Origin of the sequence: Micromonospora cynarisoli, assembly GCF_030518815.1 — a bacterium.
In the GTDB taxonomy this organism is placed as follows: Bacteria; Actinomycetota; Actinomycetes; order Mycobacteriales; family Micromonosporaceae; genus Micromonospora; species Micromonospora wenchangensis.
In genome coordinates this window covers 5,299,018-5,312,207 of the sequence record NZ_CP130426.1, presented here as the reverse complement: position 1 = coordinate 5,312,207, position 13,190 = coordinate 5,299,018, and the positions used below count along the sequence as shown (strand labels likewise).

At 73.5% G+C, this 13,190-nt stretch carries 10 protein-coding genes; 2 read left to right on the top strand and 8 right to left on the bottom strand.

The genetic code is table 11. From position 1 onward, the window contains the following. Position 1: 1 nt before the first annotated feature. The 3 genes from Q2K16_RS23135 to tmk form a co-directional block, all read right to left on the bottom strand. Positions 2-331 carry a YbaB/EbfC family nucleoid-associated protein gene (locus Q2K16_RS23135; RefSeq protein ID WP_302740104.1) on the bottom strand — a complete coding sequence of 110 codons (330 nt, stop codon included), beginning with the start codon at positions 329-331 and terminating at the stop codon, positions 2-4. 108 nt (positions 332-439) lie between these two features. After that, positions 440-1,732 (bottom strand): DNA polymerase III subunit delta', encoded by a 1,293-nt coding sequence (locus tag Q2K16_RS23130; protein ID WP_302740102.1) that lies wholly within the window; start codon positions 1,730-1,732, stop codon positions 440-442. Then, the gene (gene tmk / locus Q2K16_RS23125) at positions 1,732-3,843 is read right to left on the bottom strand and encodes a dTMP kinase (protein ID WP_489671931.1); all 2,112 of its coding nucleotides are present in this window, start codon (positions 3,841-3,843) and stop codon (positions 1,732-1,734) included. Before tmk ends, Q2K16_RS23130 begins: the two co-directional genes overlap by 1 nt. A 277-nt stretch (positions 3,844-4,120) precedes the next feature. Here tmk and Q2K16_RS23120 point away from each other — a divergent pair, with 277 nt between their 5' ends. Beyond that, a complete protein-coding gene (locus Q2K16_RS23120) occupies positions 4,121-5,329 on the top strand; it encodes an amino acid deaminase/aldolase (protein ID WP_302740101.1) in 1,209 nt (402 codons plus the stop codon). Positions 5,330-5,426: 97 nt separating this feature from the next. On the opposite strand, the gene Q2K16_RS23115 is transcribed toward Q2K16_RS23120, so the two are convergent. Then, positions 5,427-6,080: a TetR/AcrR family transcriptional regulator gene (locus tag Q2K16_RS23115; RefSeq protein WP_370516982.1), complete on the bottom strand. Its 654-nt coding sequence runs from the start codon at positions 6,078-6,080 to the stop codon at positions 5,427-5,429. Positions 6,081-6,227: 147 nt separating this feature from the next. On the opposite strand from Q2K16_RS23115, the gene Q2K16_RS23110 reads away from it, so the two are divergent. After that, positions 6,228-7,535 carry a D-arabinono-1,4-lactone oxidase gene (locus Q2K16_RS23110; protein WP_302740100.1) on the top strand — a complete coding sequence of 436 codons (1,308 nt, stop codon included), beginning with the start codon at positions 6,228-6,230 and terminating at the stop codon, positions 7,533-7,535. A gap of 85 nt (positions 7,536-7,620) precedes the next feature. Here Q2K16_RS23110 and Q2K16_RS23105 read toward each other — a convergent pair whose 3' ends face one another. The 4 genes from Q2K16_RS23105 to Q2K16_RS23090 all read right to left on the bottom strand — a co-directional run bounded on the left by Q2K16_RS23105 (position 7,621) and on the right by Q2K16_RS23090 (position 13,086). After that, entirely contained in the window at positions 7,621-8,091 is a 471-nt protein-coding gene (locus Q2K16_RS23105) for a DUF559 domain-containing protein (protein ID WP_302740098.1), read from the bottom strand. A 596-nt stretch (positions 8,092-8,687) separates the two neighbouring features. Beyond that, positions 8,688-11,555, bottom strand: coding sequence for a type I DNA topoisomerase (gene topA / locus Q2K16_RS23100; RefSeq protein WP_302740097.1), 2,868 nt, complete (start codon positions 11,553-11,555; stop codon positions 8,688-8,690). A 395-nt stretch (positions 11,556-11,950) separates the two neighbouring features. Further along, on the bottom strand, positions 11,951-12,553 hold the full coding sequence (locus tag Q2K16_RS23095) for a hypothetical protein (protein ID WP_372444598.1): 603 nt from the start codon (positions 12,551-12,553) through the stop codon (positions 11,951-11,953). Continuing rightward, the gene (locus Q2K16_RS23090) at positions 12,544-13,086 is read right to left on the bottom strand and encodes a hypothetical protein (RefSeq protein ID WP_302740096.1); all 543 of its coding nucleotides are present in this window, start codon (positions 13,084-13,086) and stop codon (positions 12,544-12,546) included. Before Q2K16_RS23090 ends, Q2K16_RS23095 begins: the two co-directional genes overlap by 10 nt. Positions 13,087-13,190: the final 104 nt, after the last annotated feature.

Genomic DNA, 13,190 nt, shown 5'->3' with positions numbered 1-13,190 from the left:
CTCACGCCCCCGCGAGCGGGCGGTAGGCGGTGAACGTCTCGTTGTGCAGCTTCTCCCGGGCCCACTGGGCGGCGTCGGCGGCGGCCGTGACGGCGGCCTGCACCGAGCCGGCCACGTCCCGGGGGTGGCGGTTGTGCAGCGGCCCGAGGAAGCGCACGTCGGTGATCCGCCCGCTGGCGGTGACCACCACCTCGACCAGCCCGTCGGGCGAGCGGACGGTCACCTCGACGGTCTCCACCGCCCGGTCGAACTCGGCCTGGAGGGACTCGATCCGGCGGTACCGCCGCACCGCCTCCTCGATCCACGCCTCGTCGATCTCGCCGCGCGGCATCCGATCTCCCCCCAGGTCGACCTCACCCTGCGTGCCACCACGATCACCGCGGCCCACCGGGACCGTACCGCACCCCGTCAACACGTGTCGATGGGCGGGAACCGGGGGTCAGCCGCGCCAGAGCGAGAGCATCATCGCCTCCACGGCGATGCGGGGTTTGACGTTCGCCTCGATCGCGGCCCGGCACTCCAGCACCGCCTCCAGCCGGCGCAGCGCCCCCTCCGGGGCCCACTTCTGCCCACCCGCCTCGGCCAGCGTGGCGGTGTCGGTGTGCACCGGGGCGACCGGCGCGCGCAGCGCCGAGGTGAGCGCGTCCCGGTAGAAGCCGGCCAGGTCCACCAGGGCCCGGTCCAGGGCGTCCCGCTGGGCCCTGGTGGCCCGCGACTTCTGCCGCTTCTCCAGGTCCTTGAGCTGGCCGGCGGAGCCGCGCGTCGCGCCCGCCGCACCCCGGCCGGTGCCGCCCGCGCCCAGCGCGGTCTGCAGCGCGGCCCGCTCGGCCGCGTCGGACTCCGCCACCGAGGCCGCCGCCTCCGCCTCGGCCGCCTCGATCAGCGCCGACGCCGCGTCCAGCGCGGTGCCCACCCCGGTCAGCCGGCGCGGCACCGCCAGCACCGCGTCCCGGCGCTGACGCGCCTCGGGGTCGCGGGCCAGCCGCCGGGCCCGCCCCACGTGCCCCTGTGCGGCGGCGGCCGCCCACTGCGCCACGTCGGGCGCGATGCCGTCCCGCCGGACCAGCACGTCGGCGACCGCCGCCGCCGAGGGCTGCCGCAGCGGTACGACCCGACACCGCGACCGGATCGTCACCGAGACGTCCTCCGGGTGGGTGGACGGGGCGCAGAGCAGGAAGACCGTCCGCGGGGGCGGCTCCTCGACCGCCTTGAGCAGCGCGTTGCCTGCCGCCTCGGTGAGCCGGTCGGCGTCCTCGATGATCACCACCTGCCAGCGCCCGCCGGACGGGGTGCTCGCCGCCCGCAACACCAGGGCGCGCATCTCGCCGACGCCGATGGAGAGCCCCTCGGGGGCCACCAGCCGGACGTCGGCGTGCGTGCCGGTGAGCGTGGTGTGGCAGCCGGGGCAGACGCCGCAGCCGGTGCCGTGCACGCACTGGAGGGCGGCGGCGAAGGCGCGGGCGGCCACCGACCGACCGGAACCGGGTGGGCCGGTGAAGATCCAGGCGTGGGTCATCCCGGCACCCGGGTCGACGGCCGTGGCGGTCCCCCCGGCGGCGGTCCCGTCGTCGGCCTCGGCCAGGGCGGCCAGGTCGTCGTCCGGGTCACCGGCGGCGGCGGAGGGTGCCGGGAGGTGGGCGGCGCGCAGCACGGCGGCGGCCGACGCGGCGGCCCGGCGCAGGGTGTCGACCGCGTCGTCCTGGCCGACCAGATCGGCGAAGACGTCAGGCATCAGGTCCGGTGCTCCATCCCCACCAGCTCCGTGTCGGATAACTCGGGCTGGACCGAGGTGTCCGGCCCGTTCGCCGGGCGCGGGTGCACGATGCCGGCCGGGTCCACCAGGAGCTCCTGCACCCGGCGGCCGACCTGGCCGGCGATCTCGTCGACCGGGCGGGAGGCGTCGAGCACCAGGTAACGCTTCGGGTCGTTGGCCGCGAGGTCGAGGAAGGCGTAGCGGACCCGCTCGTGGAAGGCCACGGACTCGGCCTCCAGCCGGTCGGCCCCCTGGTTGCGGGCGGCGGCCCGGGACAGTCCGGTGCGCGGGTCGACGTCGAGCAGCACCACCAGGTCGGGCTTGAGCCCACCGGTGGCCCAGGAGGAGAGCCAGGAGACCTCGTCGACCGGCAGCGTACGACCCGCGCCCTGGTAGGCCAGGGACGAGTCGACGTACCGGTCGCTGATCACCACCGCGCCCCGGATCAGCGCGGGGCGGACCACGGTGGCGACGTGGTGGGCCCGGTCGGCGGCGTACAGCAGCGCCTCGGCGCGCGGGGAGGGGGCGTCCGCGCCGGAGTCCTCCAGCACCAGGGCCCGGATCCGCTCGCCCACCGCAGTGGCCCCCGGCTCCCGGGTCACCACCACGTCCCGGCCCTGCTCGCGCAGGCGGGTGGCGAGCACCTCCAACTGGGTGGACTTGCCGGCCCCCTCACCGCCCTCGAAGACCACGAAGAGCCCGTTGGAGACGAACGGCTCGGCCGGCATCAGCGGTCGGCCGCGCATCGAGCCCCACAGGTCGGCCAGGACCGGCACGCCCTTCTTGTCGTCCATCTGACCGAACGCGCTGATCCCGGCGAAGATGCCGGCCAGGCCGGCGGCGAGCAGCAGCAGCCGGGTGGAGGAGACCGAGATGCCGAGGTCGGCGATGGCGAGCTGACGCGAGCCGCCGACCCCGACCAGCAGGCTGCTCAGCGCGATCGCCAGGATCAGCACCAGCCGGGTGCCGATCTGCACCACGGCGAAAACCCGGCCGCGTACCTCGTCGGCGACCTCGCCGCCGAGCAGCGTGGTGCCGGCGAGGAAGGCCATGCCGGCGCCCGCGCCAACCATGATCGCGCCGAGGATGGCCATCGACAGGTGGATGGCGAAGGCCAGCACCAGCACGGAGGCGCTGGCCAGCACGATGCTCATGCCGAACCAGCGGCGGCGGGACATGTCCCGCACGACCATCGGCCCGAGCCCGATGCCGACCGCCAGGCCGATGAAGATCGCGCCGAACAGCATGTAGAACGCGGCGTCGCCGGCACCGAGCGAGGCGGCGAAGAACTTGGCGGTGCCGATCACGATGCCGCCGCCGGCGAACGCGCCGAAGATGCCGAGCACCAGGCCCCGGACCAGGGGGGTCTGGCCGATGAACTTCCAGCCCTCGGTGAACTGGCTGAACATGCCCTGCTCGGGGCGCTCGCCCCGCTCCCGGGCCTGGGCCTGGCTGATCTCCTTGATGCCGAAGGCCACCACCAGTGCGGTGGCCAGCCGGGAGAGGGCGTTGAACCAGAGGGCGAGCTGGGCGGGCTCGGCCCAGCTCGGCATCTCGCCGCCGGTGACCCCGCGCACGCTGCGGTCCAGCACCGCCAGGGCGATCGCGGCGGCGACCGGGGTCAGGCCGTACGTGGTGATCAGGGTGAGCTGGTTGGCCGTCTCCAGCCGGGCGCGCGGGATGAGGTTGGGGACCGCAGCCTCCTTGGCCGGAATCCAGAGCAGGGTGATCGACTCGATCAAGAAGGTGGCGACCGCCGCCCAGGTGACCACCACCCCGCCCCGGACGCCGAGCAGCGCGACCAGCGGGATCGAGGCGAACAGCAGGAAACGCAGCAGGTCGCAGATGACCATCGTCCAGCGCCTGTCGAACCGGTCGGCGAGGACACCGGCCACCGGCCCGAGCACCAGCGCCGGGAGCAGCCGGATCGCGATCACGCCACCGAACACGGCCCCCTGGGCGGTGCTGCCGGAGACCTGCGCGGCGGCGAAGACGGAGGTGGCGAGCAGGCCGAGCCAGTCACCGAAGGAGGCTGCGCCGAGCACGATCCAGAGCCGCCGGAACGGCCGGATACGCAGTACCGACCGGATCGCCGCAGCGCCGGACCGGTCGGTCTGGGCGGCGGCACCGGCGGGCCCGGACGACGGCACGCCGGACGACTCGCCGTTCTGCTGGCTTTCGATGGCCGTACCTCCACGCGCCGGCCCAACACTGGGCAGTCCCGGTGCAACACTCTAGACCCGGTGGGAGCCTCCCCACCGGCGACATTCTCCTGTTCGCCGAGCCTAGGCCGCGGATGCCACCGACCGCAGCCCGGTAGGACGTGAGGGTATTTCGCATTGCCGTCCGGACAGTTAGCGTGCATTCGTGGCCATCGACAGCGACACCCTGCGCGAACGCCTCGACAAGGCGACCGCCCACCTCGACCCGCCCTACGCCGTGGTGGACCTCACCGCCTTCGACGCCAACGCCGCCGCGTTGGCCGCCCGCAGCAGCGGCAAGCCGGTCCGCGCCGCCAGCAAGTCGATCCGGTCCCGCGAACTGCTCGGCCGGGCGCTCGGGCAGGCCGGCTGGGCCGGCGTGATGGCGTTCACCCTGGCCGAGGCGAACTGGCTGGTCCGCTCCGGCGCGACCGGCGACGCGCTGGTGGCGTATCCCACCGCCGACCGGGGGGCGCTCGCCGCCCTGGCCGGTGATCCCCAGCTCGCCGCTGCGGTCACCCTCATGATCGACAGCACCGAGCAGCTCGACCTGATCGACACGGTGTGCGCCCCGGGCCGCCGCCCCGAACTCCGGGTCTGCCTCGACCTCGACGCCTCCTGGCGACCACTGCGCGGCCGGGTGCACGTCGGGGTCCGCCGCTCGCCGGTGCACAGCGCCCGGGCCGCCGGTGCGCTCGCCGCCGCCGTCGCCCGCCGGGCCGGTTTCCGGCTGGTCGGCCTGATGTCGTACGAGGCGCAGATCGCCGGGCTCGGGGACGCCCCGCCCGGACAGGCCGCGCTCAGCGCCGCGATCCGGATCGCCCAGCGCGGGTCGTACCGGGAGCTGCTGGCGCGGCGGGGTGCGGCGGTGGCCGCCGTCCGCGAACACGCCGACCTGGAGTTCGTCAACGGCGGCGGCACCGGCAGCGTGGCCGCCACCAGCGCCGACCCCTCGGTCACCGAGGTCACCGCCGGCTCGGGGCTGTACGGCCCGACGCTGTTCGACGCCTACCGGGCCTGGCGGCCGACCCCGGCGGCGTTCTTCGCCTGCTCGGTGGTCCGCCGGCCGACGCCGGAGATCGCCACCGTGCTCGGCGGCGGTTGGATCGCCTCCGGACCGGCGGCGACGAGCCGGCTGCCGCGGCCGTGGCTGCCGGCCGGGCTGGACCTGGTCGGCACCGAGGGCGCGGGTGAGGTGCAGACCCCGCTCACCGGCACCGCCGCAGCCGCCCTGCGGGTCGGCGACCGGGTGTGGTTCCGGCACGCCAAGGCCGGTGAACTCTGCGAACGGGTCAACGATCTGCACCTGGTCGACGGGGACAGCGTGGTCGCCACGGTGCCCACCTACCGGGGCGAGGGCCACGCCTTCCTCTGATCCACCCCGTCGTGGCCGGTGCCGGGCCGCCCACGGACGGCACGGGCCCGGCTGCGGCCGGTTCCGGGGCGGCTCGCGGGCCGGGTCGGCCGGCCGGTCAGGGCTGGGCGGCGGGTTCGGCCGGGGCCTCGACGTGGCGGTGCAGGTATTCCCTGATGAGCGCCTTGGCCTCGGCGAGGACCCGCTCGTCGCCCTCCTGCTTGCGGCGGAACGCCAGCTTGATCAGGGCGTCGGCGGCCTCGACGGCGATCTCCAGGCAGAACCGCAGGCGCGGCTCGTCGGCCATGCCGAACCGCTCGGTGAGCACCCGGGCCAACTGGTCGGCGATCACCCCGTTGTTGTCCCGCTGCTCGTCGAGCAGGTGCAGGTCGACGACGTCACCGAAGTGCAGGGTCCGGAAGCCCGGGACCGTCCGGTGCATCGAGATGTACTCGTCGATGCCCGCGTCGACGCCGTCCCACCAGTGGGTCAGGTCGTCGGAGGCGAAGCGCTCGTCGAGCCGCTGGAGGTAGGACTCCATCGTGCGCAGCGTCAACGCCTGCACGATCGCCCGCTTGTCCGGGAAGAACTGGTAGACCGACCCGATCGCCACCTCGGCCCGCTCGGCGAGCAACGTGGTGGTCAACCCCTCGTACCCCACCTCGTCGACGAGCTCGGCACAGGCGTCCAACATCCGTTGGACGCGCGCGACACTTCGACCCTGCACCGGAACGCGGCGCAGCGGCCCGGTCGTGGCGGCTGGTGTGGACACTCGACGCCACCCCCCTTCGACGGAAGAACATATCCACATGTCACGAGGCCGTGACTACCGGTACAACGAGCGGGCCTCGATTGCGGTATTTACCAGGCACAACGTTCCTGATATGAAGTCAGTTCACGTTCATGTCGAGGAGCGCCGATGGCCGGTACCACCACCGCTTGGTCCAACTGGGCGGGCAACCAACGCAGCGTCGCCACCGCCATCCTGCGCCCTACCACCGTCGAGGACACAGCCGAGGCGGTCCTGGACGCGGCAGGCGCGGGTGAGCGGATCAGGGTGGTCGGCAGCGGCCACTCGTTCACCCCGATCGCCCTGGCGGACGGCCGACGGATGGAATTGTCCGCCCTCGACACCGGCGTCCGGATCGACCGGGACGCCCGGCTGGTCACCGTGCCCGCCGGGACGACCCTGCGGGCGCTCAACGCACTGCTCGCCGGGCACGGCCTGGCCATGCCCAACCTGGGCGACATCGACGCGCAGACCATCGCCGGGGCGATCTCCACCGGCACCCACGGCACCGGTGCCGCGTACGGCTGCCTGTCCACCTTCGTCGAGGCGCTCACCCTGGTCACCGGCACCGGCGAGGTGCTGCACTGCTCGGCCGAGGAACACCCGGACATCTTCGCCGCCGCCCGGGTCGGCCTGGGGGCGCTCGGCGTGCTCGTCGAGGTCACCCTGCGCTGCGTCGACGCGTTCACCCTGCGCGCACACGAACGCCCCGCCCCGCTGGACGAGGTGCTGGGCGACCTGTCCGGCCTCATCGGCCGGCACGACCACGTCGAGTTCTACTGGTTCCCGTACACCGACCGGGTGCAGCTCAAGACCAACGACCGGGTGCCCGCCGACGACCGGCCGCTGCCCCGCTGGCGGGGCTGGCTGGACGACGACTTCCTCGCCAACACCGTCTTCGCGGGGGCCTGCCGGCTCGGTCGGGCCGTACCGACGCTGGTGCCCACGATCAGCGCGGTCTCCGCCCGCGCGCTCACCGAACGCACCTACACCGGCCGCTCCGACACCGTCTTCTGCACCCCGCGCCGGGTCCGCTTCGTGGAGATGGAGTACGGCATCCCGCGCGCCGCCCTCCCGCAGGCGCTGGCGGAACTGCGCCGCCTCGTCGACCGGCTGCCGTTCAAGGTGCTCTTCCCCGTCGAGGTGCGGTTCACCGCCGCCGACGACATCTGGCTGTCCCACGGCTACGGCCGCGACTCCGCCTACCTCGCCGTCCACCAGTACGTCGGCATGCCCTACGAACCGTACTTCCGGGCGTTCGAGGAGGTCGCTGCCGGGCTGGGCGGCCGACCCCACTGGGGCAAGCTGCACTACCGGGATGCCGCCTCCCTGGCGGCCGCGTACCCGAGGTTCGCCGACTTCCAGGATCTCCGGGCCCGCCTCGACCCCGGCCGGGTCCTCACCAACCCCCACCTCGACCACATCCTCGGCCCCTGACCCACCCCGCGACGATCTTGGAGAGAAACGGCCCCTGCGGGGGCACTTTCCCTCCAAGATCTGGTGGACCCACGGGGAGGGCCGGTCAGCCGGGCCAGCCGGCCGCACGCAGGGCGGCACGGAGTTGGGCGACGACCTCGTCGGGGCGGGCCCGCAACGCCCAGGCCGGAAAGCGGAGCACCCGGTCTCCTTCGATCCAGAGAGAGTTCTGCCGTCGCATGTCCGCCCAGGCGTGGGCCGGGTCGAGATGCTGTCCTCCGTCTATCTCCACGTGCACCCGCCACGGGGCGAAGTACGCGTCGAGGTAGCGGCGTCGGCCGGCCGGGTCGTACCGGACCTGTTGCCGGGTCGGAGCCGGCAGGCCGGCCCGGCGGGTCAGGTCGAGGAAGTCCAGCTCACCGAGTGAGTGGGAGCCGCCTGCGGCATCGGTGACGGTCGCGGTCACCAGTGCCCGGCGGCGCAGGCGCGGCAGCCGGGCCAGCACCTCGTGTACCTCCCCGCCCGTCACCAGGCGCCGCTGGAAGGCCGCCGCGACGATGGCGCGCCTCGTCGTCACCTGCCGCCCACTGGGCCGCGTCGACGACCGACCGCGCCGGCCTGGTACGGGGAGGCTGCCCGACGGCGAGCACGTCCTGCGGGGGCAGGAGGCTTGTCCGGTGTACGCGTACCCCCGGCGGCAGCACGTCGCGGCGGGACGACGCGGGGAGCAACAGGTCAACCGGGCGGGCCCGGAAGCCGCGCAGACCGCCGGCCTGGGCCGCGCTGAGGCCACCCAGCACGGCGTGCGGCCCGGCGGCCAGCACGGCGATCCAACGAACTGTCCGGCGTCTACGGGACCGTTGTGTGTCACGAACACCGCCCGGTGGACCTGCCGCCACCGTCCCGTCTCCACCCGGTGCCGGATCGCCTTGCGGGACAGGTACCGGGACGCCTGGGCCAGGCTGATCACGTCCTCCTGTCGGAAGCGCAGCCAGGTCAACTCGTCCGCGTCGTCGGCGGGAAGCGCCCGCCGGAGCCCCGCACCCGCCCGCACCCGTGGACCGGACCCCGTACCCCTTCGAACCGTCACCCCCGCACACTGCCCACCCGCACCCGTCACGCGCAGCCCCTGTGGACAACGGGTGGATCTAGCCGGCGAGGCCGGCGGACGGGTCACTCGGCGGCGGTGGTGGCCTTGCGGGGGGCGGCCTTCTTGGCGGGGGCCTTCTTCGCCGGGGTGGCCTTCGCCGCGGTGCCGGTCTTGGCGGTGGTGGTCCGCTTGGTGGCGGTGGACTTCGCGGCGGCGGTCTTCTTCGCCGCGGTGGTCTTCGTCGCCGCGGCCTTCTTCGCTGTCGCCTTCTTGGCCGGGGCCTTCTTCGCCGCCTTCTTCGGGGCCGGGCCCTTCGCCCGCTTCTCGGCCAGCATCTCCGACGCCTGCTCGATGGTCAGCTCCTCCGGGGTCTGCCCGCGCCGCAGCGACGCGTTGAACTCCCCGTCGGTCACGTACGGCCCGAACCGGCCGTCCTTGATCACCAGTGGCTTCTCGGTCAGCGGGTCGACGCCCATCTCGCGCAGCGGGGGCGCGGCGGCCCGACGCTGGCGGGTCTTCGGGGCGGCCAGCAGGGCCAGCGCCTCGTCGAGGGTGACGGTGAACATCTTGTCTTCCGAGTCCAGCGAGCGGAACTCGTCACCGCGCTTGACGTACGGGCCGTAACGGCCGTTGTTGGCGACGACCTCCGCGCCGTCCGGGGCGACCCCGATCACCCGGGGCAGGCTGAGCAGCTTCAACGCCTCGTCGAGGGTGAGCGAGTCCGGGGTCTGCGTCCGCAGCAGCGACGACTTGCGCTCGCCGCTGGCGACGTACGGGCCGAACCGGCCGGACTTGAGCAGGATCGGCTCCCCGGTGGCCGGGTCGTCGCCGAGTTTGCGCTCACCGCCCCCGCCGAGGAACAGCTCGTGCACCTTCTCCGGGGTCAGCTCGTCGGGGGCCAGCCCCTCCGGGATCGGTGCCCGGTCGCCCTGGCCACCGCCCTCCTCGCCGTCGACCTTCGGTGCCGGCTGCTCGCCGGGCAGGGCGCGTTGCAGGTACGGCCCGAACCGGCCGACCCGGACGACGACCTCGCGCCCCTCGTCGTCGGTGTGCAGCGGGATCGAGTTGACGCTGCGCGCGTCGATCTCGCTGAGGTTCTCGGTGACCAGCTTCTTCAGCCCGCCCGCGTGGGCGATGGCCTGGTCGCCGGTGCCGTTGCTGCTGCCGAAGTAGAACGCGGTGAGGAAGTCGACGGCGGCGTGGTCGCCCCCGGCGATCTCGTCCAGCTCGTTCTCCATGCTGGCGGTGAAGTCGTAGTCGATCAGGCGCGGGTAGTGCCGTTCCATCAGCCCGATCACCGCGAACGCCAGGAACGTCGGGATCATCGCCTGGCCGCGCTTGGTGACGTAGCCCCGGTCCTGGATCGTCTGCATGATCGACGCGTACGTCGACGGGCGGCCGATGCCCAGTTCCTCAAGCGCCTTGACCAGCGACGCCTCCGTGTAGCGCGACGGCGGCTGGGTGTGGTGGCCCTGCGCGGCCAACTCGTCGGCGGTCAACGGCTGGTCCTTGACCAGGGTGGGCAGCCGACGCTCGGCGTCCTCCGCCTCGGCGTTCTCGTCGTCGCTGGACTCGACGTACGCGCGCAGGAAGCCCGGGTCGGTGATGGTCTTGCCGGTGGCGCCGAAGTCGGCCTCCTCCTGGGCGACGGAGACCGCCCGGATGCGCACCGACACGCTGGAGCCGACCGCGTCGGTCATCTGCGAGGCGATGGTGCGCCGCCAGATCAGCTCGTAGAGCTTGAACTCCTCACCGGACAGCTCCTTGGCCACGTCGCCGGGGGTGCGGAAGTTGTCGCCCGCCGGGCGGATCGCCTCGTGCGCCTCCTGCGCGTTCTTCACCTTGCCGGTGTAGCGACGCGGCTCCGGCGGCACGCTGCGCTCGCCGTACAGCTCGACGATCTGCCGGCGGGCCGCCGCGATGGCCGTCTCGGAGAGGTTCACCGAGTCGGTACGCATGTAGGTGATGTAGCCGTTCTCGTAGAGCCGCTGCGCGGTGCGCATCGTCTGCTGCGACGAGAACCGCAGCTTGCGGGCCGCCTCCTGCTGGAGGGTGGAGGTGATGAACGGCGCGTAGGGGCGGCGGCGGTAGGGCTTCTCCTCGACCCGGGTGACGGTGAACGGCCGCCCGTCGAGGCGGGCCGCCAGGCCCCGCGCCCCGCTCTCGTCGAGGTGCACCACGCCCGCGCCGGGCCGCACCCTGCCGGTGGTCGGCTCGAAGTCCTTGCCGGTGGCGACCCGGTCACCGTTGAGCGCGACCAGGGTGGCGTGGAAGTTGCGCGGGCCCTCGCCCGCGTCCGTCACCGCGAGGGTGGCGAGGATGTCCCAGTACTCGGCGGTGCGGAAGGCCATCCGCTGGCGTTCCCGCTCGACCACGATCCGGGTCGCCACGGACTGCACCCGGCCCGCCGAGAGCCTCGGCATGACCTTCTTCCACAGCACCGGGGAGACCTCGTAGCCGTAGAGCCGGTCGAGGATGCGACGGGCCTCCTGGGCGTCGACCAGGTCCCGGTCGATCTCGCGGGGGTTCGCCACCGCCGCCTGGATGGCCGGCTTGGTGATCTCGTGGAAGACCATCCGCTTGACCGGCACCTTGGGCTTGAGGGTCTCCACCAGGTGCCAGGCGATCGCCTCGCCCTCACGGTCCTCGTCCGTGGCCAGGAAGATCTCGTCGACCTCCTTGGCCAGCTTCACCAGCTTGCTGATCTGCTGCTTACGATCGGCCGAGACGACGTAGAGGGCGTGGAAGCCGTTGTCGACGTCCACCCCCAGCCGGGCCCACGGCTCACCCTTGTACTTGGCCGGCACGTCGGCGGCGTTGCGGGGCAGGTCCCGGACGTGGCCGAAGCTGGCCTCCACGACGTACCCCGGGCCGAGGTAGCCCGAGATCGTCTTGGCCTTCGCCGGTGACTCGACGATGACCAGACGGGTGGTTCCAGCTCTGCTCGGCACGTCTCTCCCCGACCTCGCTCCTGCTCCAGGCCCGTTTCGGGCCCGTGTTGCGCCCGCCGGACCACCGTCGGTCCGGATGTCCAACGTAACGCGCCGCCCTGGTTCCGGGTCCCGGGGGCGGCAAACAGCGTCCGCGCGGCGGCACCGCCGACGCCGCGCGGCCTCAGTGACCGGACGGCGCCACCGTACACCGTGGGTAGGCCCCGAAGTGGGCCATGGTGACGACGCCGGCCCTCCGACCTGGGCGAACCCGGGTGTTCACGGAGTGAGACCACTAGCATACTGTCCGCGATGCCGTCCTTGATCGGACACCTGCCGGTGGGCCGAGGTCGCGGCATCCCTGTCGCTCCGACACCGCACCATCGCCCCCGTCGTGCCCGCCGGCCGGTGGTCAGTCAGGGCCAGAGGTCGGCGGGGGCGGCCGGCGGGCGGTCACCGACCAGTTCGGCCAGCCGGGCCAGCCGTCGCCCACCGATCCGGTACGCCGGGCCACCGGCCTCCACCTCCAGCAGCGCCGCCGGCAGGCCCACCACGGCGAGCGCCGCCCGCACCACAGGCCACCACGGCTCGTCGCGCCGGTCGAGGCGCAGCAGCAGCCCGGCGTCGTCGGCCGCCCCGGCGGCGGCCAGCCACAGCCGCAGCCGCCGGCCGTGCAGGTGGAACCGGGGCGGCGGCCGCTTGACCCCGCCGGCCAGCCAGGCGGTCGCCAACGGTGCCAGCGTGGTCAGGTACGGGGTCCGCACGACGTAGCGCTGCTCCCCGGTCGACTCCCAGCCCGCCGCGAGCCCCCGCCGGGCCAGCTCGTCGACGAGCACGTGCACCCGCCAGGCCGCGTCCACCCCGACCGACAACCGGGCGGTACGGCCCATCCGGTGCACCTCCCCCGGGCCGGCGAGCAGCCCGGCCAGGTCGGCGACGGACGGATCGGCCGCCTCGGTGCCGAACAGCGACAGCTGACGCCCCGGTTCCCCGGGCGGGTCGGCACGCCTCAGCGACACTCCGGAACCTCGTCGAAGGCCTGTTTGAGCTCTGTCGAGTTGAGCCGCCCGGTGTCCAGCGCGCTCGCGTCGTACTCCTGGTTGAGCGTGTCCACCGCGGCCTGGACGCCGTCGTAGAAGGCGGCGGCCCGCGTGGTGTCCAGGGCGTCGATGGTGTCCCCGGCGCGGCCGTAGGCGTCCCTGATCTTCGCCAGGGAGGTGCGGAACCCCTTCGACACCTCGTCGCCGTGGTCGGTCTCCGGGATGCCCGCGTCGGCGATCCGGCGGCGGGCCGTCTCGCTCGCCTGCTCGGCACCGCCGAAGAGCCGCACCAGGTTCTCCTTCGCCTGCGCCGGGGTGGTCTGCGCGGTCATCTGCTGGTGGGTGCTGCTGGTGAGCTTGCTGATCTCGGCCCGCCACGGAGTGAGCGCCTCGCAGACCGACGCCGCCCAGGCCCGGGGGCTGGGCCCGCCGCCGCACCCGGCCACGACGAGTACGACCGTGACGAGGACCACCGTGAGCTTCCCGGCGTCACCCGCCCGACACGTACGCATGCGTTGCAGCGTACGGCCTCCGGGCGATTGCGCCAGCGGTCAGGTTTCGGGTGCGCCGCCCGGCGCGGCGGGCCCCCGCAGGACCGGGGACCCGCTGCGTCGTG